The sequence below is a fragment of the Streptomyces sp. NPDC088762 genome, from assembly GCF_044750905.1.
Lineage (GTDB): Bacteria > Actinomycetota > Actinomycetes > Streptomycetales > Streptomycetaceae > Streptomyces.
The window spans coordinates 79,416-104,243 of the sequence record NZ_JBIVKT010000003.1 but is presented as its reverse complement, the minus strand read 5'-3'; the positions used below and the strand labels follow the sequence as shown (position 1 = coordinate 104,243).

The 24,828-nt window shown below is 69.8% G+C and carries 22 protein-coding genes and 2 pseudogenes; 14 read left to right on the top strand and 10 right to left on the bottom strand.

What is annotated here, in order from left to right:
* Window positions 1–26: 26 nt before the first annotated feature.
* Entirely contained in the window at window positions 27–1,826 is a 1,800-nt protein-coding gene (locus ACIP5M_RS08770; protein ID WP_401193789.1) for an ABC transporter ATP-binding protein, read from the top strand.
* 673 nt (window positions 1,827–2,499) lie between these two features.
* On the opposite strand, the gene ACIP5M_RS08765 is transcribed toward ACIP5M_RS08770, so the two are convergent.
* A complete protein-coding gene (locus tag ACIP5M_RS08765) occupies window positions 2,500–3,645 on the bottom strand; it encodes a DUF418 domain-containing protein (RefSeq protein ID WP_401193786.1) in 1,146 nt (381 codons plus the stop codon).
* Window positions 3,646–4,445: 800 nt separating this feature from the next.
* Between ACIP5M_RS08765 and ACIP5M_RS08760 the strand changes: the two genes are divergently transcribed.
* Window positions 4,446–5,075, top strand: a complete 630-nt coding sequence (locus tag ACIP5M_RS08760; protein ID WP_401195048.1) for a response regulator — start codon at window positions 4,446–4,448, stop codon at window positions 5,073–5,075.
* Window positions 5,072–6,193 (top strand): sensor histidine kinase, encoded by a 1,122-nt coding sequence (locus tag ACIP5M_RS08755; protein WP_401193783.1) that lies wholly within the window; start codon window positions 5,072–5,074, stop codon window positions 6,191–6,193. The genes ACIP5M_RS08760 and ACIP5M_RS08755 overlap by 4 nt, the downstream gene beginning before the upstream one ends.
* Here ACIP5M_RS08755 and ACIP5M_RS08750 read toward each other — a convergent pair.
* The 3 genes and pseudogenes from ACIP5M_RS08750 to ACIP5M_RS08740 all read right to left on the bottom strand — a co-directional run.
* Window positions 6,167–6,430: pseudogene (locus ACIP5M_RS08750) on the bottom strand (hypothetical protein); the annotation flags it as partial. The gene ACIP5M_RS08755 and the pseudogene ACIP5M_RS08750 sit on opposite strands and share 27 nt — an antisense overlap.
* A gap of 596 nt (window positions 6,431–7,026) precedes the next feature.
* Window positions 7,027–7,563, bottom strand: a complete 537-nt coding sequence (locus tag ACIP5M_RS08745) for a TIGR04222 domain-containing membrane protein (RefSeq protein WP_401193781.1) — start codon at window positions 7,561–7,563, stop codon at window positions 7,027–7,029.
* Between the two features lie 389 nt (window positions 7,564–7,952).
* Window positions 7,953–8,267: a hypothetical protein gene (locus ACIP5M_RS08740; RefSeq protein ID WP_401193779.1), complete on the bottom strand. Its 315-nt coding sequence runs from the start codon at window positions 8,265–8,267 to the stop codon at window positions 7,953–7,955.
* 469 nt (window positions 8,268–8,736) lie between these two features.
* Here ACIP5M_RS08740 and ACIP5M_RS08735 point away from each other — a divergent pair, with 469 nt between their 5' ends.
* Both ACIP5M_RS08735 and ACIP5M_RS08730 read left to right on the top strand, forming a co-directional pair.
* A complete protein-coding gene (locus ACIP5M_RS08735) occupies window positions 8,737–9,123 on the top strand; it encodes a hypothetical protein (RefSeq protein ID WP_401193777.1) in 387 nt (128 codons plus the stop codon).
* 24 nt (window positions 9,124–9,147) lie between these two features.
* Window positions 9,148–9,336, top strand: coding sequence for a hypothetical protein (locus ACIP5M_RS08730; RefSeq protein ID WP_401193774.1), 189 nt, complete (start codon window positions 9,148–9,150; stop codon window positions 9,334–9,336).
* 622 nt (window positions 9,337–9,958) lie between these two features.
* Here ACIP5M_RS08730 and ACIP5M_RS08725 read toward each other — a convergent pair.
* Window positions 9,959–10,102 carry a hypothetical protein gene (locus ACIP5M_RS08725; protein WP_401193772.1) on the bottom strand — a complete coding sequence of 48 codons (144 nt, stop codon included), beginning with the start codon at window positions 10,100–10,102 and terminating at the stop codon, window positions 9,959–9,961.
* Window positions 10,103–10,116: 14 nt separating this feature from the next.
* On the opposite strand from ACIP5M_RS08725, the pseudogene ACIP5M_RS08720 reads away from it, so the two are divergent.
* Window positions 10,117–10,889: pseudogene (locus tag ACIP5M_RS08720) on the top strand (class I SAM-dependent methyltransferase).
* A 61-nt stretch (window positions 10,890–10,950) separates the two neighbouring features.
* Window positions 10,951–11,094 (top strand): hypothetical protein, encoded by a 144-nt coding sequence (locus ACIP5M_RS08715; protein WP_401193770.1) that lies wholly within the window; start codon window positions 10,951–10,953, stop codon window positions 11,092–11,094.
* 568 nt (window positions 11,095–11,662) lie between these two features.
* Here ACIP5M_RS08715 and ACIP5M_RS08710 read toward each other — a convergent pair.
* From ACIP5M_RS08710 to ACIP5M_RS08700, 3 genes are all read right to left on the bottom strand, one after another.
* Window positions 11,663–12,730 (bottom strand): hypothetical protein, encoded by a 1,068-nt coding sequence (locus tag ACIP5M_RS08710; protein WP_401193767.1) that lies wholly within the window; start codon window positions 12,728–12,730, stop codon window positions 11,663–11,665.
* Between the two features lie 1,671 nt (window positions 12,731–14,401).
* A complete protein-coding gene (locus tag ACIP5M_RS08705; RefSeq protein WP_401195111.1) occupies window positions 14,402–14,584 on the bottom strand; it encodes a hypothetical protein in 183 nt (60 codons plus the stop codon).
* A gap of 198 nt (window positions 14,585–14,782) precedes the next feature.
* Window positions 14,783–16,354 carry a phosphodiester glycosidase family protein gene (locus tag ACIP5M_RS08700; protein WP_401193765.1) on the bottom strand — a complete coding sequence of 524 codons (1,572 nt, stop codon included), beginning with the start codon at window positions 16,352–16,354 and terminating at the stop codon, window positions 14,783–14,785.
* A gap of 869 nt (window positions 16,355–17,223) precedes the next feature.
* On the opposite strand from ACIP5M_RS08700, the gene ACIP5M_RS08695 reads away from it, so the two are divergent.
* From ACIP5M_RS08695 to ACIP5M_RS08680, 4 genes are all read left to right on the top strand, one after another.
* The gene (locus ACIP5M_RS08695; RefSeq protein ID WP_401193762.1) at window positions 17,224–17,715 is read left to right on the top strand and encodes a hypothetical protein; all 492 of its coding nucleotides are present in this window, start codon (window positions 17,224–17,226) and stop codon (window positions 17,713–17,715) included.
* Between the two features lie 198 nt (window positions 17,716–17,913).
* Window positions 17,914–18,789 carry a hypothetical protein gene (locus ACIP5M_RS08690; protein WP_401193759.1) on the top strand — a complete coding sequence of 292 codons (876 nt, stop codon included), beginning with the start codon at window positions 17,914–17,916 and terminating at the stop codon, window positions 18,787–18,789.
* A gap of 201 nt (window positions 18,790–18,990) precedes the next feature.
* On the top strand, window positions 18,991–19,764 hold the full coding sequence (locus ACIP5M_RS08685) for an NAD-dependent epimerase/dehydratase family protein (protein WP_401193757.1): 774 nt from the start codon (window positions 18,991–18,993) through the stop codon (window positions 19,762–19,764).
* The gene (locus ACIP5M_RS08680; protein WP_401195046.1) at window positions 19,668–19,967 is read left to right on the top strand and encodes a nuclear transport factor 2 family protein; all 300 of its coding nucleotides are present in this window, start codon (window positions 19,668–19,670) and stop codon (window positions 19,965–19,967) included. The genes ACIP5M_RS08685 and ACIP5M_RS08680 overlap by 97 nt, the downstream gene beginning before the upstream one ends.
* A 504-nt stretch (window positions 19,968–20,471) precedes the next feature.
* Here ACIP5M_RS08680 and ACIP5M_RS08675 read toward each other — a convergent pair.
* Window positions 20,472–20,804 (bottom strand): DUF6233 domain-containing protein, encoded by a 333-nt coding sequence (locus tag ACIP5M_RS08675; RefSeq protein WP_401193754.1) that lies wholly within the window; start codon window positions 20,802–20,804, stop codon window positions 20,472–20,474.
* A gap of 408 nt (window positions 20,805–21,212) precedes the next feature.
* Here ACIP5M_RS08675 and ACIP5M_RS08670 point away from each other — a divergent pair, with 408 nt between their 5' ends.
* From ACIP5M_RS08670 to ACIP5M_RS08660, 3 genes are all read left to right on the top strand, one after another.
* On the top strand, window positions 21,213–21,863 hold the full coding sequence (locus ACIP5M_RS08670) for a hypothetical protein (RefSeq protein WP_401193752.1): 651 nt from the start codon (window positions 21,213–21,215) through the stop codon (window positions 21,861–21,863).
* 1,009 nt (window positions 21,864–22,872) lie between these two features.
* Window positions 22,873–23,088, top strand: coding sequence for a hypothetical protein (locus tag ACIP5M_RS08665; protein WP_401193749.1), 216 nt, complete (start codon window positions 22,873–22,875; stop codon window positions 23,086–23,088).
* Window positions 23,085–23,783, top strand: coding sequence for a hypothetical protein (locus ACIP5M_RS08660; protein ID WP_401193746.1), 699 nt, complete (start codon window positions 23,085–23,087; stop codon window positions 23,781–23,783). Before ACIP5M_RS08665 ends, ACIP5M_RS08660 begins: the two co-directional genes overlap by 4 nt.
* Window positions 23,784–24,078: 295 nt before the next feature.
* On the opposite strand, the gene ACIP5M_RS08655 is transcribed toward ACIP5M_RS08660, so the two are convergent.
* Window positions 24,079–24,558, bottom strand: coding sequence for an HNH endonuclease (locus ACIP5M_RS08655; RefSeq protein ID WP_401193744.1), 480 nt, complete (start codon window positions 24,556–24,558; stop codon window positions 24,079–24,081).
* Between the last annotated feature and the right edge of the window lie 270 nt (window positions 24,559–24,828).

The following is a 24,828-nucleotide window of genomic DNA, read 5'->3' as shown; positions in this document are numbered from 1 at the left end:
GGCCGACCAGGCAGGAAGGAAATCTTGTGAACGCCGCATCCGCCCCGGAGACGACGGGTGCCGAGTCCCTGCGCGTCCGTGAGACGCTCAAGGCACTGTACGGGTACGTCCGCCCGCACCGCGGGGCCGTCGTCCTCGGTCTGCTGCTGGCCCTGGCGGGAGCCGCCGGGGCGCTGCTCCAGCCGCTGGCCACGAAGGCACTGGTCGACCGGCTCTCGTCGGGCGGCACGATCGCCACCGTCCTGCTGGCCCTGACCGTCCTGGTGCTGCTGAGCACGGTGGCCGAGGCGTTCGGCGCCTATGTGCTGGAGCGGACGGCGGAGTCGGTGGTCCTGGCCGCTCGCCGCAGTCTCATCGGCCGCCTCCTGCGGCTGCGCCTCCCGGCGATGTACCGCGTGCAGCCGGGCGACCTCATGTCCCGGGTGACCTCCGACACCACGCTGCTGCGTGCCGTCAGCACCCAGGCCGTGGTCAACGCCGCGACCGGGGCGCTCACGCTGATCGCAGCGGTCGTCGTGATGGCCTTCCTGGACGCGGTCATGCTCGGCGTCGCTCTCGCCGTGGTCGCGGTCGTCGCCGCGGGCGCCGCTCTGGTCATGCCGAGGATCGGACAGGCCGCTGAACGCGCGCAGGAAGCGGTGGCCGAGATGTCCACCGGCCTGGAGCGCGTCTTCGGGGCGTTCCGCACGGTGAAGGCGTCCTGCGCCGAGGAGCGGGAGACCGCTCGCGTCGAGGCGTCGGCCCGGCAGGCGTGGCACCACGGCGTGCGCGGCGCGAAGTGGGAGGCCCTGCTGGGAACGGCGGACAACCTCGCCGTCCAGCTCGCGTTCCTCGCGGTCCTCGGGGTCGGTGGGGCGCGGGTGGCGTCCGGGGACATCCCCGTCTCCACGCTCATCGCCTTCCTGCTGTACCTGTTCTACCTGATGGAGCCGGTGTACAAGCTGGTCGAGGCCGCCTCCGCGTACCAGGAGGGCGCGGCCGCGATCTCCCGGATCACGGAGGTGGACCACCTGGCGGCGGAGCCGCCGGCCATGCGGGAGCCGGCGCTGCCCGAGGCTGCGGCGGCCGTGCGGCGCCCGGCTTCGGTCCGGTTCGAGGGCGTCTCCTTCCGCTACGAGCCCGGACTGCCCCCCACCCACCGGCAGGTGGACTTCGAGGTGCCGGGTGCCGGGGTGACGGCCTTCGTCGGCCCCTCCGGTGCGGGCAAATCGACGGTCTTCTCACTCATCGAGCGGTTCTACGACACGAGTGGCGGCCGGATCCTGGTCGACGGCGAGGACATACGCCAGTGGCCATTGCCGGAGTTGCGGTCCGTCATCGGATACGTCGAGCAGGACGCGCCGGTGCTGGCCGGCACGCTGCGGGAGAACCTGGTCTTCTCCGCGCCCGGCGCGACGGACGACGAGATCCGCACCGTCCTCGCCCGCACCAGGCTCGACGCCCTCGTCGAGCGTCTCCCCCGCGGGCTGGACACCCTGGTCGGACACCGGGGTTCGAAGCTGTCGGGCGGGGAGCGCCAGCGCGTCGCGATCGCCCGCGCCCTGCTGCGCAAGCCCAGGCTGCTGCTGGACGAGGCGACCTCGCAACTCGACGCCGTCAACGAGCTGGCATTGCGGGACGTCGTCGCCGAGACGGCACGCGACACCACCGTCCTGGTGGTGGCCCACCGCCTGTCCACGGTGACGGATGCCGACCGCATCGTCGTCATGGACGCCGGCAGGGTCCGTGCGATCGGCACCCACGAGGAGCTCATCGCAGGAGACGAGCTGTACGCACAGCTTGCCGCGACCCAACTCCTCCTCCCGGCGGGGCACCCCGGCGGGTGAGAGCGGTCTCCAACGGGCTGTCCCCGCCGCAGGGCGGGGACAGCCCGTGGGGGAGGTGGTACTGCCGGGGCATTCGCCGGATCCAGAACACCACACCACGCGCGAGGTGAGGACAGTGCCAGCGTCACCAAGCGTTCGCGCACCCGCTCGGTCATCCTCACCCTGGAGTCCCCGTTCCCGTCCGCAGGGCAAAGGGCGAGCAGGTCCCGCTGACCAGGGCGGACAGCCGCCGGCGCAACCTGATCGGACGGGCATCGGCCGGCAGTCAGCTCGGCGCGCTCGCGCTTCACCGACGGGGCCCGCCTCGGCGCCTTCGCGCTGCCTTACAGCGACGGCCGATTCCCGAACGCTCTGTTCGCCGAGAACCCCGCCCAACCGGGCGGGTCCATCGAGCACATCCGAGGCCGTGGTGCAGGACGCTGCCGAGCACGGTGATGGTCATGGCGTACAGGGCGGTGTGGGCGTAGAGAACGTCGGGGAGGGCGTTGAAGGCGAGCAGGCCGAACACGATCGAGGTGGTACCGCGTAGCCCAAGGGCTCCGATCTGTCCCAGCAGCTCGGGGCGTGTTTCAGCCGTTCTGCAGGGCATCGGACCCGACGACCGGTTCGAGCGTGCCGCCGGGGCCGTCCGGGCCGGGGCGGGGCATGAAGGCCGACCGCCCCGGTCCGGCCATCATCGGATGTACTTCGCCGGTTGGGTGGCGGCGTTGAGCAGAGCCTCCAGCGGACCGCGGCGGAAGAAGCGGGACCAGACCGCGGCGAACACGATCGCCCCGAGGATGAACGTGAGCACGGGGATCCAGGACGTCTGGCTGCTTTCCCCGGCCGGTATGCCGACCATGGACTGCACGAGGAAGTGGCCGACGTAGGCCGTCAGGGACATGGTGCCCACGGCGATGACCGGTTTTGCCAAGCGGCGCAGCTGCGGCAGGCGGTCCATGAGCACCGTCGCGCCCACGATCACGAGGATCGCGACGCCCACGCTGCCGATGATGTCGAACGGGGTGCCGCTGTGCGGCCCGGCGGACAACAGGTCCGAGGCCGACAGGTGGCGCTTGATGGACCCGCTGGCGAAGGACGACGCTTTCTCGAACCCGGCGGACGACTTCCCGTCCTCCGCCATGCTCCTGAGCGCGTCCTTGCCCGCCAGCAGCAAGGAAAGGCCGTACGCGCCGGCGGTCAGGGCGGCGCCGAGCGCGGCCAGGCGCCGCTGGACGGAGACGGCCGACAGGTCGAGGCGGGCCAGCGCCATGCCGGCGACCACGAACGACATCCACGTGATCGTCGGGTAGAAGCCGGTGAGCAGCAGATCGAGCACACCGACTTCGCTGAGCTTCTTGAGCGGGTCGTAGGCGTTGATGCTCTGCTGGACGGACTCACTCAGCCGCGAGTTCAGGACGAACGCCAGCTGCGGCGTGACGAGCGCGAGCCCCGCGGCGATGATCGCCAGCGTCTTGGCGGACAGCCGCAGCAGGGGCAGGGCGAGGAGGAAGTAGACGCCGTAGAAGCCGAGGATGATCACGCCGCCGTACTCCATCGCCAGCGCGGTTCCCAGCGCCAGCAGGACCAGGGCCCGGATCGCGATCCGGGCCCTGGCCTGCCGGCCGGCCGGGCCGTTCTTCGGCTCACGGCGGCCGGCGATCAGCATCAGGGAGAACCCGGCGAGGGTGGCGAACAGGACGGACGAGTGCCCGTCGGCGAGGTACCGGACCCAGGTGCCGGCGCCGGTCGTGGCCGACAGCGCCGGGCCGATGTGCACGATGTACATGCCGAACACTGCCAGCGCGCGAGCCAGGTCCACTCCGACCAGGCGTCCCATCGAGCGAGCGGCCGATGCCTTCCCGACGGATTCGGGCGAGGTTGCAGGCCGTGGCGGCGCGGTCGCCTGCGGAGCCGATGTCTCCTGCGACGGCTGAATCTGTGTCATACCGACAATCTCTCGGTGACGTCAGGAGCCGGACCATCCGGCAGGCCGCGGTGACACCCCCGCCGACCGGCCGGAACCACCCCGCCGATAGGCGGAGCAGCACCACTGCCAAGGCCGACGCGACGGACGTGACCACCAGCCACCGGGCGCTGCCGAGCCGGTCAGCGGGCGCTGTCTCAGCCTGCTCTGACAGCGCCGCCACCAGGGAACTGGCCAGAACCGCCCCGTACACACCCCCGAACAGCACATGGGGCCACGCCGCACAGCGGCGCAGAGCACGGACGGACTGGTGCGGGTACAGGCGGGGCATGGCCGGGTGGTCCTCGAACGGTACGGAGATCGTTTGCGGCCCGCACCATCGTGCGGACCCAAGGACCGATGCCATCCGTTCGAGGACAGGGGCGCCATCCGCCGGGCCTCGTCCGCCGCCCTGCCGATGGGCGGGATCACACCCCCCGAACGGCTGGACCCGGCCCGCCGGGTGTCCACCGTCCACGGCGACCGCGCCCCCGCGTACCCTGCCGGACGTACGGTCGAGGGCAGGCGAATACCGTAGGAGGACATGGGTTCCCCCCCATGAGGGGTGTGCGGGTCGCCGAGCAGCGGGACAGAGCAGACGAGTGTGAGGCGGAACGCCGGTGATCCGGGTAGTGGTGGTCGACGACGAGGCCCTGGTGCGGTCCGGCTTCCAGATGATCCTGAACGCGTCCGACGGCATCGAGGTCGTGGCGACTGCGCAGGGAGCACAGGCTGCCGACGTGATCCGACGCGAGCGGCCGGACGTCGTCCTCCTCGACATCCGCATGCCCGACGTGGACGGTCTGACCGTCCTGCGCCAGATCCAGAGCCTTCCCGCACCGCCGCACGTGGCCATGCTGACCACCTTCGACACCGACGAGTACGTCCTGACCGCGCTGCGCTCGGGAGCCGACGGCTTCCTGCTCAAGGACACCGAGCCCGAACAACTCGCCCAGCTCGTACGCACCCTGGCCGCGGGCGGGGTCGTGATGTCTCCGAAGGCCTCACGGGCCCTGCTGCGCAGCCACCCAGGCGCAGGAGCACCCCAGGCCGCGGACGTAGCGCGTGTCAACCTGCTCAGCGACCGCGAACGTGACGTCCTCGTCCTGATCGCGGAAGGACTGTCCAACGCAGACATCGGCACCCGGCTCCACCTGAGCCAGGGCACCGTCAAGGACCACGTCAGCTCGATCCTGACCAAACTGAGGGTCGCCGGCCGCGTGCAGGCGGCCCTGCTCGCCGAGCGGGCCGGACTGCTCGGCGACCACGACGGCGACAGCACGGCGCGGGGCAACGGACGATGAGCACGGGCCGCACGCTCTGGCGGCGCGTGCCCCCCTGGGCGGTCGACGCGGGCCTCGTCGCACTCGCCGCGCTCGACGCCTGGATCAACCTCTACGACGAGGGAACCCCCCTTATCTGGTCCTTCGTGGCCCTCGGCAGCACCGGGCTGTTCCTGCGCAGGCGCTTTCCGCTGGCCGTGTTCCTGCTGACCCTGCCCATGACCGTCTTCATGGACGTGGCGGTCGCGCCGATCGCAGCCCTCTACACGCTGGCCGCGTCCACCCGCAACCGCCCCCTGCTGGCCGGCTGCGTCTTGCTGCACGCGGCGGCAGGCACCCTCGCCTGGCCCCTCTCCGGCACGTTCAACGGTGACCGCACCTGGACGCTCATCCAGTTCGTCTACACACTGGCGACAGCCACCGCGCCCGTGCTGTTCGGCCAACTCGTCCAGGCCCGGCACGATGTGGCCCGCCAGCTCGTCGAGGTCGAAGAGGCCCGCGAACACGAACGCGCCCTGCACGCCCAGAACGTCCTGGCCCGCGAACGCGCCCAGCTGGCCCGCGAGATGCATGACGTCGTCTCCCATCAGGTCAGCCTCATCGCCGTCCAGGCCGGAGCGCTCCAGGTCGCCGCCAAGGACCCCGCCGCCCGCGACGCCGCCCGCACCATCCGCACCCTGAGCGTGGACACCCTCGACGAACTCCGCCACATGGTCACCCTGCTCCGCGCCTCCGGCGGCAAGGAGACCGAGCTCACCCCCCAGCCCACCCTCGCCGACCTCCAACAGCTCATCGCCGGCAGCGGCATTGAGACCACACTGTCCGGCGAGCTGCCGCCGGGCATCAGCACGACCGCCCAGCGCACCATCTACCGCACAGTCCAGGAAGCCCTCACCAACGTGCGCAAGCACGCCCCCGGCGCCCGCGCCGAGGTCCGCCTATGGCACGACGCGCACCACTTCGGCGTCACCGTCACCAACACCGCCCCCACCCGCCCGTCCGTGGCCCTGCCCAGCGCCCGCCACGGCCTCATCGGCCTCAAAGAACGTGCCGAACTGCTCGACGGAACCCTGACCGCCGAACCCACCCCCCAGGGCGGATACCGGGTCGGACTACGGGCCCCCACCCGGCCCGCCTGAGCACAAGCCGACCCACACTCCCGGATGCCCAGTCCGCTTCAACACGCTGAACCTGACACGCGAGCGCAGGGCATGGCGGGTCCGGTAAGTCTCCGGCATCCCGGTCACCGCGACCCGTTCGGCTCCGAAGCGTTCGATGATCCGGTCGTAGGTCTCCAGGCGGCGCGCCGACTCCACATCGATGTCGATGTCCGGCAGCGATGCCCGCCGGACGCTCAGGAAGCGCTCGAAGAGCAATCAACCCTCTCGCGCACGCCGCGATCGTGGGCGTCGTCAAGGACGTCCTGCCCGAGATGCCGGCGGGTCTCCTGATCGGCCACCGCCAGTGGCCCCTGCTCGCGGCCCGCATGGACCAGATCCGTGACCGGTGCCGCAGCGGTCTCCTCGCCGTGCACCTGGCCCGCCTCGGTGACAACACCACCTGGAAGGACGGCCCGTCCTCCGCGACGGTCAGCCGTCTCGTGGACGAGACAATGCACTGCCTGACGACCGCTGTCCGCGCCGTCCGCGCCCACGTCTCGGGTCCGGGTCTCCCCGGCGGCGGCCCGCTCCCGCTCCACCACCACGCCCGCCGCCGCGGCCCCCGGACAGCAGGCTGCGATGGAAGCCGCCGTTCCCACCCACGGGAAACAGACCGCACCGGCCAGGGGCGCCGGGCGTACGCGGTGACGGCGGGGGAACTCCCACACCCGGACGGCGGGGCGTCCGGTCGTGCGCGGACCGTGTACGGGCGGCCTGGTGGGAGCTGTCGGGCCGGCTCGGTGCGGCGGATCGGCTCCAGGGTGGCTCGGGAGTTGTTTCAGGGCTTACCGCGAACGAGCCGGTGAGCGCCTCTACTCGCCGGAGTCGTAGCCATGGTGGGGGCGACTGTGCCCTGGCGAGGGCCTTCGCGTGCGCGGGGTCGGATGGGGTTGGGGGCGGGGTGGATCGGCGGGTCGTGGCACCCTCTCGTCCAACAGGCCGCCGGTCCCCAGCAGGACGTGTTTCGGGACGCGCGGGTCGAGTCCTGCTGCCTGCAGATGTCGTCTGCCCTCGCGGGTCAGTCGGTGGTCCGCGCCTTTCACCAGCCTCCATGCGGCCAGCCGACGGGCGATCTCGTAGGCCTCCAGGGAGCGCTGCATGTCGGCTCGTACGGCGTCGATGCTTCTCGCACGGCCGCAGTACGTGTACACACGACGCTCCACCGCATGCCCAGGCCTCTCCCCTTCCACCGTTCGCACGTGTGCGTCGTGCACCACGAGCAGGCCACGTCTGTTCAGCGCGACGACCGCACTGTCTGCCACCCGCATCGCTCCGCCTGCCAGGAACGTGATGTCGTACACATCGAGATCCCTAAGCTCGTCCGAGCCTTTCAAGAACCGCTCGAACAACCACCGCATTTCAGCCCCCCGATCGCCGACTTCTTCTGCCGCCAGTCTCAACTGACGGGATGACGCTCAACCTCCTCGCGGCCACTTCAGAGCAACACTCGAGCCTTGTCGGCATGGTGCACGACACCTCGGCTGCGATCGGCCCGTGCCGCGTACCCCGGGCCGAGAATCGGGTAGATCAGGCGGCCGTCTCGGCGGTTCCCGACCTGCCCGAGCCCCGGAGAGGCGGACGCGTCATGCATGAACCTCGTCCAGGTCTCCCGTGCCCCCCCACGCCGATGACGAAGCTGAGGATCAGCCCGACTGGTCCAAGTCCTCATGGGGCCGCTCTGCCCGCTCGGCTGGGACTCACCAGCGCGCATGAGCCGGGGAGCAGGGAAGTGGGGCAGTCAACGAGCCGAACCGCTCATGCGTCGCAGGGCGCCAACGCTCGACCAGGCGCTGCCGAGGATCACGAGCCCTCCGATGACGAACACCACGTTCGACGTCATCGAATTGTCGGACTTCTGCTCTTCCAGGTTCTTGCTTCCGGTCTGCTTGCCGTTTGAGTAGCTGACGCAGGTGTCGCCCGCCGACATCTTCTTGCCGCCGCACTCGTCAGACGAACCCTGGAATCCGAGCCAGACGAGCGCCGCGCCGAAGGCAAGGAAGAAGAGACTCGCCAGGAGGTCCTGTGCGGGGGTGTTCCTTCTGCCTGAAGCCATGACTTCCAGCCTTCCATCCGTAGGTGTGGGGTTGCGACCACGAGGGTGGCCCCGGCCAGAGCGGCAGTACAGGCCGCGCAGCCGGTCATTTGTGACCGGCGGCCACGGGACGTTCGGCGAGCCGGGTCCTGCGGCGGCCTGCCGGCGGTCCCCGGCAACAGCTGCGGCAGTCGTCCCAAAGTTTCGGAATGATGCCGGCCTGCTTCGGTCGCGGCCTGGCAGCTGATCGCGCTGCCATGACTGGGCTGGTGCTGTTTCGTGCGCTCTCCGGCTCCGTACACTGCTCCTGCTCCCGCCCTTGCTGCCGCGCCGATGCGGAAGGGCGCCAACCCATGAGCGCCGCCCGCGAGTACGGATGCGAAGCGTTCCTGGGGCCCGTTGACCGAGGGCCTGAACGTGCCCCGGGATTTGAACCTCGGCGACCGCGCGCAGGCGCTGGAACGGCTCGGCGTGAACCGGCTCGCGCATCGTGGGCGTCGTCAAGGAGGTCCTGCCCGAGACGCCGGCGGGCCTCCTGATCGGCTACCAGTGGTCCCTGCTCGCGGCACGCATGGACCAGATCCGGGACCAGGGCGGCACTGGTCTCCTCGCCGTGCACTGCCTGACGACACCGCCCTCGGCACCGGCCGCGCCCGCGTCCCGGGGCCGGGTCTCCCCGGCGGCGGCCCGCTCCCGCTCCACCAACACGCCCGCCGCCGCGGCCTCCGGCGGGCAGGCCCTGATGGAAGCCGCCGTCCCCGCCCACCGGCAGCAGACCGCATCGGCCAGGGCGCGGGGGGACGCGGTGACGGCGGGAACTCCCACACCCGGATGGCGGAGCGTCCGGCCGTGCGCGGACCGGGTACGGGCGGCTTAGTGGGCGCTGTCGGGCCGGAACCGGATGGCTTTCGAGGGCCTGCTGCTGACCGGCGCGCTGCTCGCGGCCGCGTGGCGGCCGGGGCACCTCGGTCTGGTGCAGGCGGACTTCGTTCTGACGGCGCTGGCCGGCACGGCAGGCGTGGCCACCTTGTACCGGGGCGCCGTGTTCCGACCGGAGTCCGCTCCGCCTGCGGCCGGGCCCGCAGCGTGAGGGGGAACGTAAGCCCCCGACCGTGACCGCGGTCTGGCACTGGCGGGACTACGGCCGCGGCGTGGGCGGCCCCGTAGCCCTGGACGCACGGACCGGTCCCAGGAGTTCATCCTCATGTCGTCACGTTCACTCGACGCCTCGCCCCTGCGCTGATCGCCGGAATGCTGGCTGCACGAGGGGCCTCTCTCGCCACCACCGCGCATGCTGCACCGCAGACCGCACCAGTCGTCACCAGCGACGACCAGCCCACCCCGGTCAAGAGCGTCAAGCGGATGGGCAAGGCCAATCCGAAGTCATCAAACGCATCGGGCCATCCACCAACCCCGGCACCGCCATGCAGGACGCCACGATCGCGCCGACAGCAACTTCGACCCCGGCGCGTACGTCGGGGGCGACGTCGGCAACGGCTACAGCTCCGGCTACATCGTCGACGGCCTTACTCCCGAAGAGCGGTCGCAGCGCGGTGCTGATGGGGCCGCGGGCATAGCTGAGTTCATGGGTGTGCCCTAAACGGTGAGGCGAGCAACAAGGCAGCGGCGCAGCCTGGTGCCAACGACGCCCGCGCGCACGGAGACGCCGTGGGCGCGGGTGTACCGGCGGGGGCCGCGGTGGCTTCGTTCGTTCAGCAGCAGCGTTTGTCGATGAGTTTCAGCAGCAGTTGGTGAGCAGCGCGCTGGCAGATGTCATGGGAAATGACGGCACTGCGGTCAGCGAGGACGTTCGCGCCGATCACCAGGGCGACCAGCGCCTCCAGGGAATCTGGCACGGTAATCTCAGGTCATGCCTGAGACATCAGTGGCGCACTTCTATGACGAACTGGCCGACGACTACCACCTGATCTACTCAGACTGGGACGCGAGCCTCCGTCGGCAGGGGACGCCCTGGACGCAGTGATCGGCCAGGATCGCGCGGCGGTGCTCGACTGCTCCTGCGGCATCGGTACCCAGGCCATCGGCCTGGCGCTGCGCGGGCACCGGGTCACCGGGACCGACATCAGCCCCCGCGCCGCCGCCCGCGCTGCCTGGGAGGCTGCCCGCCGGAGCCTGAGCCTGCGCACGGCCGCCGCCGACATGCGGCGCCTGCCGTTTGCCGACGGCCAGTTCGACACTGTCATCTGCGCCGACAACTCGCTGCCTCACCTGCTGACAGAGCAAGATGTGAACGCCGCCCTGACTGAGATGCGCCGAGTCCTGCGCCCCGGCGGCCAGCTGCTGATCAGCACACGGCCCTACGACGACCTGCTGCGCGATCGTCCGGCGTCGGCACCTCCGCAAGTCTCCAAGGTCACCGAAGCCGACGGCGGAGAGCGAACCGTCACCTTCCAGCTCTGGCACTGGCACGACGACGGGGAGCACTACGACTTGGAGCACTTCCAGCTCCTTCCGGCAGGCGGAGAGTGGCGCGTCCAGGTCCGCCGGACGACCTACTGGGCACTCGGGCGGGACCGGCTGGCCGGCCTCGCAGCCGAGGCCGGGTTCGTCGACCCCCAGTGGCGGATGCCACAGGAGACGGGCTTCTTCCAGCCACTGCTTGTGGCCTGCGCCGGCGATTAGGTGATCCCATCGCTGGTTCGTCAAGCGGCAGATCAAGGACACCGACGGGAAGGACAAGCCGATGTGGCGTACCCGCTGGATGGCCCGCGTCGCTGAGCATGGGGAGGCCCCGCACCCGCCCGTGCTGATCGTCTTCGACCACGTCGGGGCCCGCGATCCCAACCGCACCGTCCCGCGGCTGCAGGAGCTGACCTGGCCGCTGTGATCGGGCGAGCCGGCCGACGGGTTCAGCAGCTACGACAGGAAGATCCCGATCATCGCGACCGGCCTGCGCAACCTGCGCGAGTACGCCCCAACGGCCCGGTCTTCCTCAGCTTCGGCCGCACCCACATGCAGCCCCTGCGCGACGCGATCGGCAACCCCCGCCGGGACGCCGTCCTCGCCCGCCGGGCAGAGCGGGCGCGAGCACAGCAGGAGAAGTACCAGGAGCAGCTGCGCCGCGCGGCCGAGCGGAAGAGGGCCGAGCGCGAGGCCGTCCGCCCGGCCTGCGCCGGCTGCGGGACGAAGTTCGACAACGACCGCTGGTCGCGGCCGCGGACCAGTCCGAGTGTGACCGCCTGGAGCAGGAGGCCGCCGAGACCGCCAAGAAGGCTCGCGGTTGGCGCTCCACTTCCGCCCCGGGCAAGCCTCCTGATGGGCTGGGCAAGCCTCCGCCGGCAGCGCGGGCAACCCTCCCACCGGCTCGTTACGCTGGGCCCGCCGGCACAGTGACGTGCCGGCGGCCCTCGGTCGGCGCGCGTGAAGTGGCCGCGCCGGGACTCTCGGGACAGGCCTCAACTCTTGTAGATGAGGACCCGGAACTTCCATGAGAGGTCGGTATACGGGTACTGCATCGATGAGTTGTCGCTGACGTCCGGATCATTTACGCCGAACAGCAGTCGCACGGGGCGACTGTCTGTCCAGGTCATACAGCCGCCGAACGCTGTGGCCTGGGCTGGGGGACCGACCCAGCCCCCGGGCTTGTTGTTGAACCTCAGGACGGCGGAGAACTGGAACAGCTCCGGATACGGCCATCCGGTCGACGGTGCGGCCAGGAGGTTTCCGTTCGGGGTTGCCCAGTTCCCCAAATAGTCGATTGCGATCCTGCTTTTGAGATCTGGGATAATCCGCACGACATCACCCTGGGAGAGGGCGTTATCCGGGTTGGTTCCCGACGGAAAGCTTCCAGCCTCCTTCCCCCATACTTTGACCATCTCATCACGGTCCCCCGGCGCATTTGCGGGTGCGTTTCGGCTACATCGGTCCATGGCGTTCGTTGCGGACACAGCAGCCTTGTAGATCTTCACCCGAAATTTCCACATACCGCCGTTGTCGTCGAGTTTCGGATCGTTTACCCCGAAGAGAAGGCGTACCGGGAAGCTGCTGTTCCACGCTGTACACCGCTGGAAAGCGGTGGCCTGGACGGGTGCGCCAACCCAGCCTCCCGGGTTGTTGTTGAACCGCAACACCGCTGAGTGCTGGAACAGGCCCGGGTACGGCCACCTGGTGTCCGCGGCGGCCCCGGTGCCGTTGGGTCCGTAATTCTCTCCCACGCCCGAGACGCTCACGCGGCTTTCGAAGTCCGGGATAATCACGAACACGTCTCCCGGATCCAAGACGTTCGACGGGTTGACGCCGACCGGTTCGCTGCCTCCTCCGTTCCCATAGACAACAACTTCTGGGACGTCACGGTTCGGTACCTGCTGTTCGACACATCGGGTCATTGCCGGGGCCGGCGGGCCGGCAACAGCGCGCGGCGCCGGGATGCACACCGCCAGGAAAGCAGCGAGCAGAAGAAGAATGAGAGACGCTAACCTGGGTTTAGAGACAGGCAAGCTGAAACGAATGGCCTTTTGTGCCACCGGGAAACCCTCTCGATCTGCGCGCACGAGAACAGGCTTTTTTGCTGTGCGCGACCGGAATCATTCTTGAAGGAATCGCGCGAACCGGTCAAGACCTGCTTCCGTAGGGATATTTACAAGTGATACCTGAGGTGATAACGGGACGGAGGAGGCGAATGTGTGCCCCAAACACTCCAAGCCTCCGCGCACGTGTGCGTGTGCGCCCGGCGCACGCTCGCGCATGCGCGCCTGTGGACCACATGGGCGTTTCCTCCCGGCAACTGAGCGGGGTCGCGCGCCACTGGTGATGGTGGGTGTGGGACCGGAACTCGTCGGTGGCGAAGTCCCACCGCGCCACTCGGCCACCCCGCCGGTACCCATCGCGTTGTTGAGACGGACCAACCGCGGGGGTGGTGTGGGGGAAGGCGGTGAACGGTTTAGGCGACCCTGGGCAAGCCTCCGCTGTCGGTGTCGGCTGGGACGCTGGGATGCATGGACAGGGATAAGGAGCTGCTGCGTGGCCGGGTCTACGGCACCGCCGCGCCTTGGTAGGCGGCGTCCAGCGGCGCGAGTCTTGTGGCCGTGCCCGGCGGCCTACCCGCGGGCGGCGGCCAGGCCCTCTGCCCAGGCGATGTCGGCGTGGGGCTCGTGGACGCGACGCTGCACTGACCGTGAGACTCCGCTGTCCGCGCCGTCCGCACCCTCGTCTCGGGTACGGGTCTCCCGGCGGCCCGCTCCCGCTCCACCACCACCCCCACCGCCGCGGCCCCCGGACAGCCGGCCCCGGCCGAAGCCGCCGTACTGGCCTGCCGGCAACAGACCGCGCCCACCAAGAGCGCGGGGCGGAGCCGGTGACGGCGGACGCCCACGCGCCCGGCGGCGGAGGCGGGCGTGGACGAAGGGGCGTCCGGGCGTGCGCGGACGGGGTACGGGCGGCCTGGTGGGCGCTGTCGGGCCGGGACCTGAAGGCTGTCGAGGGCCTGCTGGTGACCGGCGCGCTGCTCGCGGCCGCGTGGCGGGCGGGCCACCTCGCGCTGGTGCAGGCGGGCGGACTTTGTCCTGACGGCGCTGGCCGTCACGGCAGGCGTGGCCACCTTGTACCGGGGCGCCGTGTACCGGCCGGAGTCCGCCCCGCCTCCGGCCTGACCGGGGGAGGCGCGATGGTGATGTCGGGCAGTCAGCGGCGCGTGTCCGTGGGCAGCGTGACGGGGACGGTCCTGGCCGGGTGCGGCTGGCTGGCTGGCGAGTCGGGCCGGCCCGCGGTGGGCTTGGCCTTGGCGATGGTGGCCGCGTTGCTGTTGTGGGAGAGCGCGTGCGGTTCGGACGCCCTGAACCCTGCGGCCCGGCCGCGGGGTCCGCGGTGTGTGCCGGATGAGGAGGGGTCGTTGCGGCTGGTGGCGGCCGCGGGGACCAGGCTTTCGACACGGAGGCGGGGGTGCGGGCGCTGAGTGAGGAGGCGTCGTTCGAGCGGATCGTGCTGCCGGGTGTCGGCGGCAACCCGGACCGGGGGTACCCGCCGCCGGGCCACGGCCACCCGCGCCCGTGAACCCAATCCCGGATTTCAGTCCCGTCAGTCCCGGTCGGCCCCGGCGGGACGGCGCAAAACCGGCCCCGCCGACGGCGCCCCGTTCCAGTTTCCTGGAACAGGCGAGGGGTGATTGCGGGGCAATCACTCGCGTGATTGCCCCGCAATCACGAGGCGGCCCAGCCCATCCCGAGGTGGGCGAGGGCTTCGAGCTCCGCGGGGTCGAGCCGGTCGCGTCGCTGGCGCTGGCTGGCCGGCCACACTCCGGTGCGGTGCTCGGTCCCGTCGGAAAGGTGCTCGACATGGGCCCGCCCCGGAGCGCCGCCGCCCTCCCGCTCGATGTACTGCATAAGAGGTCGTGTTCGATGTCGGTGATGACGTCGATGAAGGGGCGGAAAGCGACACGTGCTGAGGGGGGTCATCGACCCGGCGATCCAGGAGCTGGGCGACACCCCAATACCCCGAATCCCGTTGACCACCTGCCTGCGGTCCCGCACCGGACGACCCATCCGCGAGGGGACAGCAACGGGGCGATCACCGCCCACAACTCATGAGTTCGGCTTGACCACCACTGCGGTCCCTACCTTGCGCTCGAGGTTCTGTGTGCCCCAGGCGTCTCTCGGCCTGTTGTAGAGGATGTCGTTGGCTATCAGGGTCGTGTCCCCACCGACGCCGAGCGAGAGTGCGTCTTTCGCACCGAGCCATTTCATGACGTCTGCAGCTTCGTGAAGGGTTACGCCCACGCTGGTCTCCGCGCTGCGGCCGTCGATGGTCACCAGGAGCACCTCGCCGGCGGCAGTGACGCCGGCGAGAGTGCGCGGGTGGCGCTGCACGACGCTGCTGTTGGGGGCACCCTGGTAGTTGGTCATGCCGTTCGCGGCGGTGTTGATGAAGATTTCTCCGTTGCGCACCAGGGCGGGTCCGCCACCAGCCACGGCCGACAGCATCGGGCTGGTGACCGACTTCCCGTCGGCGTCGAGGACGCTGGTGGTCGGCGTGAACACGCTGTTGATGGCTGCGTGTGCTTCCAGCCAGTCCGCGCCTTCTCCTATGCCCTGCAATACCCGCGATCCCGCCGGGATCGGGCCGCCCGCCGGGCTGCGCGTCTGCTTGACGACCCAGCTGCCGTCCATGACGACATCGATGCTCTTCACTCCTGCGCGGGGCGAGGGAGTCGTGGTTCCCCATTCCGGGCGGAAGATGACCACTTCGTTCTCGTCCGTGCACAGGATGTTGCGCCACGGCGCGAGCGAGGGCATCTTGTCGTCGCGGAGGTCACCGCCGATGCCACCGCAGCCGAGGACCCTGCCGGGCAACCGGTTGATGCCGTCCACGGCGCGCGTGGATCCGTCCGAGGCCTTCACCTGCGTCCTGGTCGTGATTTCGGCGACGCGTGCGCGTGAGTCGGCGCCGTCCAGGAGGAGGGCCGTGCGGCCGTTGTTGGCCTCGCTGAGCAGGTCGGTGGTTTTGCCGTTCGTCTTCAGGTACAGGCCTTGCGGGTCGCCGTCCATGCCGGCTCCGCCGGTGATGTCGAACTCGCTTCCGTTCACGGCGACGAGAGCCTGGCTGAGCTTCGCCATGTCGCGCACGCTCTCGGCGGTTCGTACTTGTTCACCGTGTACGGCCTGGAGGGAGACCGGGGCATCAGGCGCAATCTTGATGACCCGCACCTCCCAGGGACCGGTGCTGGGTTTGCCGTCCTCGGCTGTATAGACGACGCGCCCGGGGTAGCCCGCGTTCTTCAGCCGAACCATGAGCTCGTCGGCTTCGGCCCGCTGGTCCGGTTCGAAACGGCCCACCCGGACGGTGTACCCCACGGACGGAGCAGCGGGTGTATCCACCGTGGAGGGTGCCTCAAAGGTGTCTACGCGTCCCTCGAACGGGGTTTCGCTGGCCGCGAGTTCCTGGACGAGTTTGTCGGCGTAGGCCTTATTACCGACCTGCCAGCCGGATTCGGTGGCGTTGATGGGTATCTGCAGCCACACCGACCATTCGTCACTCGCTTGGCCCTGCCAGTACTTCTGGTAGGTGACACCTGGCGAAAGGGTCTGGCGGGGACCCAGATTGGTCTGCAGAGTGATAGGGCCGAGCGGCATGCGGCTGCTCTGGTCCTCGGCCAAGGCTCCCGGACTCGAGGACAGAGCAAACAAAGAGGCCAGGGTAATGGCAGGTACCAATAGTCTGCGGGGCGAGAGCAAGGGAACTCCATTCAGGCTGTTCTTGGCCGGGAGGCCGTCAGGCGTGTTGATGGTCGGGCACGGGAGTAGCAATGGTGGCAAGATCCGAAAGAGACGGCCCAGCCTGGGGGCCGGTGGACACGGGCGGGCATGCGGACAGTCACGCCTTGTGGGCGAGTCATCGTGTTGCTCTTGTTCCGGAGTCAGACCTTGAGCGAATCCACCGAAGGAGTTTGCTGGTCAGACGGGGTCGGTGGTGCTGACGGCGCCCAGAGTACCGGTGATGCCCAGGAGGGTGAGCGGGGTGCTTGGGGCGCAGGTGCGGTCGGTGCGGCGGATGGCTGCAGCTTGCAGTCGGCCGTAGTGACGGCGCCCTGGAGTTCGCCGTTCGAGAAAGTTCCCACGTGCCGCTGGCGTTGCCGGGTCATGTCCCCCAGCCGGTATGCAGTTCCGCGAGGGCCGGGAGGGCCGGGAGGAATCAGGTCTGGGGAGCTTGTCGGCGAACGCGATGGCTTCTGCGACCTTCAGGTGGATGCGACACCGCGGTTGATTGTCGCTGGGTTGCTGCGGTAGTTGTCGTCGCCGTGGGTTGGCTGACGTTGTTGCCGGTCAGGGGTGGGTCTCCTCCTGGTGGTGACGTTCTGATGCGGTGTGTTCGGTGTCATCGGTGTGCGATTTCGCTGGGCAGCGGGTGCGGTGACTATGGGGTGTAGCCGGCGGCCGTGGTCGTGGGGCGCTGTTGTCGCTCTCAGAATCCCGCCAGCCATGGACTTGTCGAGTGCCCCGCCCTATTGCGCCGTAGAGGCTGCACTTTGCGGAGTGGCTGGATCTTCTTCCAGGCGTCGCTCCTGGTTGACGCGGACGGGGAGGTGGTGCGCCCGTGGGTGGCGTGGTTCATCGATGTCGCGACGAAGGCCATCACCGGTACCGCGGTTACGCCCGGCCATCTGTCCCGGGCCTCGATCCTGGCAGCTCTGCGCGCCGCGGTGCTGCGCACCGGCCCGTACGGGCCGGCGGGCGGCATCCCTTGGGAACGTGTGCTCTGGCATCGCACCGACTGGCGCGACACCACCGAACTCTTCATCCTCACCGCCCTGCGCCGCCGGGCCACCAGGGCCCACCCCAGGGCCGACAGCCGGGGCGCGGCCCGCAACGCCTACGGCGCCTGGCTGCTCCTCCTGGACCAGGGCCCGCAGGCAGCTCGCGACCTTGCCGCGCGGCTGGCGGACATGCTCCCCATCGTCGGATGGGACAACCACCGACAGGACGTTCTCGCCCGGACCGCAGTACCTGTCTCCGGCTGACCAGCCGGGCGGCACACCTGGCCGGGGCGTCGAGCGAGTTCCCGTACGCCGGCCCTGCCCGGTCCGCACGCGTGACCTGGGGATATCGTCACCCCAGCCCTACTTCGCCGACCGGTGACCGTCCGTCCGCGAGAGGGTAGCCGGTGGCCGAGCGATGTGCCGGGTGCAGCATTCGACAGCAAACAAAGGGCAGGCTTTGTGGGTACGGCGCAGGATGCCATCGTTGTTGACCGCGAAACCGGGCTCGTGCTGATCCCGCCGAGCAAACACCACGAATTCGCTCTGGGAGTGTCGGTCTGGGACGGGGCCGCCGAGGACGCCTTCCGCGCCTTCATCGGGCACGAGGTCGCCTCCGGCGGACTGGACCGTATCCGCAGGACGCCCGGAAGGGGAGAGACCGTGCTGCCCGTCAAGGTGCAGCTCGTGCCGCGCCCCGACAACGACTACAACCCCAAGGCCATCAGCGTGGCCGCACCCCCATCCCACGGTGGAAGCGACCACGAACGGCACTTTGGGTACATGTACGACCGCAATCTCCGCTCGCTCGGCGGACCCCTTCGAGGCCTGGCGTACGCCACCGGGCGCCCCCTCGGGTGCCACGCTTACGTGGAACTACACAAGGTGGACCCGGCGGAATACCGCAAGCGAAAGGCCGACTACCCGCAGGTCATCACTGCCTCACGCAACCTCATCTACAGCTACAGCGGCATACGCCTGCTGATGCCCTGGTGGGAAGATCTGCAGCAGATGGCCGTTGCCCACGCCCGGACGGTCAATCCCGGCCAGATCCTCCCCTTCACAGGACACTGGGCCCCCTGGCAGCCCGGCGCCCGCCAGCAACTCGCCGCCTGTACCCAGGACCACCTGTTTCCCATCACGCTGCGCGCCGAGAACGGACAGCTCATCGCCTGCCACGAGGAGCTGCTCCTGGCCTGCCTGTGGCCGTCGGGCAGGGACTTCTTCGACCGCACCATGGCCCGCGTCCGCGAGCTTGGCGGAACAGCCACCGCCTACGCGGAAGACTACGAGGGGTCCATCAAGGTCTATGTCGAAGACAGCAGCCCCCTGGTCTGACTGCAACCGCACGCCCACCGAGGCCAGCCAGAGCTGTCAACTGGCCGTGCACGCTCGGCCGAGTGCCACTTCGGCCAGGACGCATGGAGGGGACATGGGTATCCGTACGGGCCGTCGGACGGCCACCGGCCTGGCTGCGTCGGTGATGGCTGCGCCCACGGGCGGGGACGCTGTAGCCGTTGGCGAGCTTGGACCCGGCGGATGGTGTTCGTGTCCTCCGCGAGCGTCTACGGCGACGGCAGCCCCGAGGAGGCCCACAGCCAGGAGCTGCTGACGATGCGCCGGCTGCTGGAGGCCGTCCGCGAGCGGATCCCGCCCCAGTTCCACGAGGGCGACCGCATGCGGCCGGTGTCGGTGTACGGGAACACCAAGGCGTGGGGCGAGGAGCAGACCGCGCTCGTCCTCGGCCAGGTCGGCATCTCGTACGCGATCGTCCGCTACTTCTCCGTCTACGGGGAGCCGCAGACCGTCAAGCCGAACAGCCACTCGTGGGTGGTGGCCTGGTTCGCCGCCCGCGCCTCGCTCGGGCTGCCGCTGCACCTGAACGGCGGCGGCCGCCAGGTCCGCGACCTGACCCACGTCGACGACATCGCCGAGGGCACGCTGCGCGCGCTGACCAGTCCCCGGGCGCACACCGAGACGCTCAACATCGGCACCGGCGTGGCGACCAGCATCCGCGACGTCGCCGACCTGGTCCGCGCCCACTACCCCGGCACGCCGATGCTGGAGACCTCGCTGCCGGCCGGGGACCCGCTCGGCGGATACGCCTTGATCCGCCGCATGGAGAACATCCTGGGCTGGAAACCGCGGGTGGCCATCGCCGACGGGGTGGCCCGCTACGTGGCGTGGCTGAAGAACGCCCCGCACGCCGCGCCCGGCTGGCTCGCGCAGACCGCAACGCTGCCGTCGCACTGTCGGGTACATACCGTGGCCGCGATGCCACGTTCGCTCTGTTCCAGCGCGAATTCCAGCTGACAGACGGCACCTACCGCCCCCAACTTCAAGACGTGCTCGCCAACGACGAGCACACGGTCGCCCTGCTCCACGCCACGGCCTCACGCGAGGGCAAAGAGCTCGACATGGACTACGTGATCGTCTTCAGCATCCGGGATGGCCAGATCACCGAGGCACGGGGGCTGTGGTCCGACCAGAAGGCGTACGACGAGTTCTGGTCGTAACGACGAAGCCGTTTTCGTGCCGAAGGTCATATGCGGGTTCAGGCGGCTTGGGTGAGGTTCGCGGTGGAGACTGCGGGGGTCTTCTTCTGCTGGGTGATGCGGCGGGTCATGAGGGTGATGACGGCCCAGACACCTCAGGGTCCTCACTCGTCAAGCTGAGGTCCGCAGTCCCATGTGTAGCCTGTCGATCTGTTCGAACGGGTTGGGGGAGGGCGTGAAGACGCTGGTGGAGGAGGCCGTAGCGGAGGCACTGCGTGGCGGGGACGGCGGCGGGATCCGCCTGTATGTCGCCGCCTGCACCGAACGCATGGCGCCGCTGTTCGTGGGCCTGCGGGCGGGCGCGCGCGGACGGGAAGCCGACCTGGAACTCGAGGAGGTCGCCGGGGCCGAGGGCGCGGCCGAGGATTTCCCCGTCGCAGCGGACGCGGCGCGCGCCCTGGGCATCCGGCGGGTAGACGATCACGCGCAGGTCGGGGCTCATCCCTTCACCGTGCCGGTATCCGGTCACTCCAGCACTCCGAGTGCGGTGTCGGGCCGGCAGTGGATACAGGCGGGTACGCCCTGGGTCAGCAGCCGCCGTATCTGCTCGGGGTCGGCGGGAGTGCAGTGGTTGCCGGTGTCCCAGCAGTTCCCGGTGTGTACGCGGGCTGGGAGCCGGCCGGTGCCGATCCCGTGCTCGACCAGCCACGCGGGCGGCTCCTTCGGCGGGCGCCGGGACGTGGCGAGGGCCTCGGCCTCCTCGGCGGCGCTCAGCGCGCACTCGGCTCGGCCGAGTTCGCCGCGTAGGTAGATGACCGGCGTCCGCAGCCGAGGCAGGTCGGGCGGCAGGACGGACACGACTCAGCTCCCGTACTGCGCCGCCCGCGCTGCCCTGCACGCCTCCCACAGAGAGTTCTCCGGGGGAGACGGTGTGGCGCGAGGCAGACGAAGGTCGGCTTGTGCAGCTCAGCGCGCGGACCGCCAACGCCAGTCGCTGCAACAGCTGTGGTGTCATCGGCGGTTCGAGTACTCGAAGAACGGTGGGGCGGGGTGCGGGGCGGGCACGGCGCCGTGGGGCCGCGACAGGACCCCCGTCCCGGTCGCGGCCCCACCGCTTCGAGGAGCCGTCGGCTCGATCAGCCGCCGGTGTTCGAGCCCTGGGAGTCCGCCGCGCCCGCCGACTGAAGGCTACGGGCCGTCAGAAGTCGTGTTCCATCGGCCGGATATGGCCGAGGCGCTCTTGCGGACCGGTCCTACGCTGGAGGCATGGCCACCGATCCCTTGCTGAGGCAAGGCCCCGACTCGACGGATCTGGTCCTGCGCGCCGGCCCGACCGGGCCGGTGTGGAACGCGCTGACCTCGGCCGGGCTGGCGCTGCTCACTCCGCTCGCCCTGGGCGCGCCGACCCTGGTCGTCGCCTTCTGGATGGCGCTGGCCGGGGCGCGGGCGTCGACCGTGTTCGTGGTGGTGGGGGTGATCGCCGGGCTGGAGTACCTGATCGGCTGGCCGGCACTGGCCTCTTCCCGGGCCCGGGACATCCAGCGGGTGGAGTTCGCGCCGGCCAGGGTGCCCGCGTCCCTGCGGTTGGTCCGCGCTGCCGGGCCGGACGTCTGGCTGCCCGTCAAAACCCTGCGCCAGGTGCTGCTGACGCACAAGGTGGTGGAGCCGTACCAGGGGGACTACAAGCCGGCCGTCTCCACGCTCGCGCTGGAAATCGTCCTACGGGGCGCCCGGGAGCGGCTCGAGCTCCCGTTCGGCGGCGACCCGCAGCGGCTCGCCGACGCGTTGAAGGCTCTGCTCGGCCCGGCGGGGGTCATGGTGGTGCTGCGCACCGAGCGCAGCACGCGTGATCGGCCGCAGCCAAACTCCCGCTGGACCTCCGGAGGTTCGGCCTCGGTCGGCTCGGGTGCCGGCTAACCCCGGGCTGCCCGTGGCGCTCCCCGGCCGGGAGCACCCGTCGATGCAACCGGCGGCAGGTGGTGTGGGGCCTGCCGCGATTCGGGCCCGTTGAGCCGCCCGGTCGACTTTGCGGACGTTCGCCGGCTCCGGGGCGGCGGCACTGGACGGCTACGTTGGCGCCCTCTTGCTTGAGGATTCATCCCTGCGGCGCGCGGCTGCGGCAGCGATCAGCCGCTGGAACAGCGACGTGCCGACTGCCGCGCGTCTGCCCGGACGGCATCACCACGGGAAGCGCCCGCATCAGCAACTCCGGCATCGAGTCGTGCAACAGCCCGCCGCAGAGCCACAACCCCCGAGAACGAGTCCCAGGAGCTCAACGAACCCGCCTCACCTCACGTCACACCACAGCCAATCCCTCCCGAGAGAAAAGGGGTTGGCGGGAGCGCCGTAGCGCGCACCCGGTCGGCTTGTTGACTGCACCAACGGTGCTCACGCCCCGGCGCCGTGATTCGCGGTAGGGCGGCGGTCAGACCCTGACCGCCCGTTCTCGATGACGAGGGCCACACCCGCTCGCGCCAGGCGTTCGGGGCCGGGGAAGCGGATCGCCGCGTCGGAACCCCGAGGAGCGATGGGGGGCCAACTAGGCATGTCCATGGGACAGTTCATGATGTCGTGTCATCGGCTGCTGGGGGTAAGGGCGGAATATGGCGGACGAGAGGGACGACTGGCTGACGGAGCGCCAGGTGAACACTTTGTGGCCGGGCGTCGGTACTCGCTCGGTGTATGTGAATGCGCTGGCCCATGGGGTGCGGATCCATACGGAGAGCTGGATGACCACTACAGGGTCCGCCGGCAAGAGGTGGTATCACGCCGATGACGTGCGCCGAGTGGCTCCGCAAATAGCAGCCCAGTCACCCCTCAAGGGGCCGTCCCCGGTTCCGTGCTGTCTGCTGCTGATCGTTCTGGCAGCGGGACCGGTCGTGTGGCTGGTGATGGCGATACGAAGCGGGCAGTAGAGGTCAAGTGTGTGGCTGCGCGGCTGGCCAGCCGCGAGATGCTGGGTTGTCAACGGCATCATCTCTGGCTCGTTGGCCGCGAACCTGCCGGTCTTTTCGTGGTGTTCGACGTTTTGCAGATCGACGGCCAAGAGCTGCTGCATCTGCCGTATGTGGAGCGCCGCGCCCACCTGGAGGCCCTGTTCGCCGACTACGCCCGACGGCCCCGTGGACCTTGTGCCCGATGACCACGGATCCGGCGAAGGCTCGGGAGTGGCTGGAGTTGTGGACGGATGTGTCCGGCGTAGAGGGCATCCTCTGCAAACCCCTGACCAGCCGCTACATGCCGGGGTCTCGTGGCGGTTGGACCAAGGTCCGCCGCCGGGACACCATCGAGGCGATCATCGGCGCCATCACCGGCACCCTCACCCGCCCCCAGCTCCTCGTCCTCGGCCGCCACGACACCGGCGGCCGGCTGCGCGCGGTCGGCCTCACCGTCCCGCTGCGCCCGGAGGCGGCCCGCCTGGTCGCGGAGCACCTGGCCGCCGCCGATCCCGGACACCCCTGGGAGGGCGTCACGTTCACCGCGACGTGGGGGAGCGTGACGTCCTGGACGTGCGCCTGGTCCGCCCCGACCTGGTGGCCGAGATCAGCGCCGACCGCTCGATCGACCGGGGCGGCGTCTTGCGCCACCCGCTGCGCTTCAAGCGGCTGCGCTTGGACGTGGGCGTTGAGGATGTCCCGGTGTTCGGGCAGGGCGCGGCCGCCGCACGTCTCCGGCGCGTCGGCGCTCAGGGTGGCGGCTGCCCTCGCCCCGGTGGTGGCGGAAGCGCTGGCCGCAGATTGGGCGCCGGAGTGGTCCGGGGTAACGGGCGGCCTGTTGGAGGCCGTCAAGGCGCTTGTGACGCTCCGCCGGGGCCGGGGCGGCCGGCCGCGCAGCTAGCCGGGTCGGCGGGGCCTGCGGGCCCCCCCGACGCCCCCCGCCGAAGTGCATTTGGCCCTCGTGTGCGCGCAGGCGGCTGGTGCGGTGCGTGCGTGAGGAGTGCGACGGTTACGCGGCTGTGTCCCGGCTGAGCATCCGGAAGCGCCATCGCGGACGCGGCTCGGGGCGCGTGGCAGCAGCGGGGCCCCCGCCCCCACAGGTCGTCCGGAACAAGATCAGCACGCATCCGGACACCCTGCCGAACCAAGATCGCTGAGGGTAGGGCCCGCAGCTCAACTCGTTCTGAAACGATCAGTTAGCCAGGCGTTGGGGGGAACCCGTTCTTATGAGCCTCGGCGATGCTGTCCTTCGACCAGCCCAGCCAGAAGTCCACTCCGATTCCGCCCTGGGGGTATCCCAGGTGGAAGAAGCGGTTCAGGAACCACATCCGCCTGTCGTGGTTGCTGACTTCCGCGGTCACCTCTTCCAGGCGCTCCAGCCAGCCGAGCGCTTCTTCGTGGCGTTCGAGGTACAGGTCCCGAAGGCTGAGGTCGCGGTACCCGGCTCCGCCATGGATCGTGCCCTTCCCGCGCCACTCCCCGGCCATTGCTGTTGCGAGGTACCACACCACAGGGTCACGCTTGCGTTTCTTGTTGTTGCACGGGGAGCAGGCCGGCACGAAGTTGTCGAGATCATCCGAGCCCCCGTCAGCGAAGGGTATGAGGTGATCCACGGTTGTCCCGTCGCGGCGGGCGCAATACGCGCACTTACCGCCGTTGGCAGTGAGCACGGCCATTCGCTCCCAGACCATAAGGCTGCGGCGGCGTCTCGGGATCGGGTGAAAGCTGCGCCTTTTGGCCACACTCAGTCCTTCCATGTCCCGCCCGACCACTTGCGGACGAGGGACGCTCAGCGCCCCTGCACGATCATGCAGGGGCGCTGCCCCGGCCTTGCGTTGGGGGTGTAGACCCACCGCACAGGTCTTCGCGTGAACGGAACGGAACGGGCGGGGGCGGGGTGGTCCGGCACGTGGTGCCGTCCGTCGGCTCGGCCAAGGGGTGCGCGT

Excerpts from the sequence above, each read along its gene's own strand:
- ACIP5M_RS08765 (WP_401193786.1), bottom strand. The coding sequence starts at position 3,645 with ATGGGACGCCTGGTCGGAGTGGACCTGGCTCGCGCGCTGGCAGTGTTC.
- ACIP5M_RS08685 (WP_401193757.1), top strand. The coding sequence starts at position 18,991 with ATGGTGTTCGTGTCCTCCGCGAGCGTCTACGGCGACGGCAGCCCCGAG.
- ACIP5M_RS08730 (WP_401193774.1), top strand. The coding sequence starts at position 9,148 with ATGGCTTTCGAGGGCCTGCTGCTGACCGGCGCGCTGCTCGCGGCCGCG.
- ACIP5M_RS08755 (WP_401193783.1), top strand. The coding sequence starts at position 5,072 with ATGAGCACGGGCCGCACGCTCTGGCGGCGCGTGCCCCCCTGGGCGGTC.
- ACIP5M_RS08660 (WP_401193746.1), top strand. The coding sequence starts at position 23,085 with ATGACCACGGATCCGGCGAAGGCTCGGGAGTGGCTGGAGTTGTGGACG.
- ACIP5M_RS08715 (WP_401193770.1), top strand. The coding sequence starts at position 10,951 with ATGTGGCGTACCCGCTGGATGGCCCGCGTCGCTGAGCATGGGGAGGCC.
- ACIP5M_RS08705 (WP_401195111.1), bottom strand. The coding sequence starts at position 14,584 with ATGCAGTACATCGAGCGGGAGGGCGGCGGCGCTCCGGGGCGGGCCCAT.
- ACIP5M_RS08655 (WP_401193744.1), bottom strand. The coding sequence starts at position 24,558 with ATGGCCGTGCTCACTGCCAACGGCGGTAAGTGCGCGTATTGCGCCCGC.
- ACIP5M_RS08740 (WP_401193779.1), bottom strand. The coding sequence starts at position 8,267 with ATGGCTTCAGGCAGAAGGAACACCCCCGCACAGGACCTCCTGGCGAGT.
- ACIP5M_RS08760 (WP_401195048.1), top strand. The coding sequence starts at position 4,446 with ATGATCCTGAACGCGTCCGACGGCATCGAGGTCGTGGCGACTGCGCAG.
- ACIP5M_RS08670 (WP_401193752.1), top strand. The coding sequence starts at position 21,213 with ATGGCCACCGATCCCTTGCTGAGGCAAGGCCCCGACTCGACGGATCTG.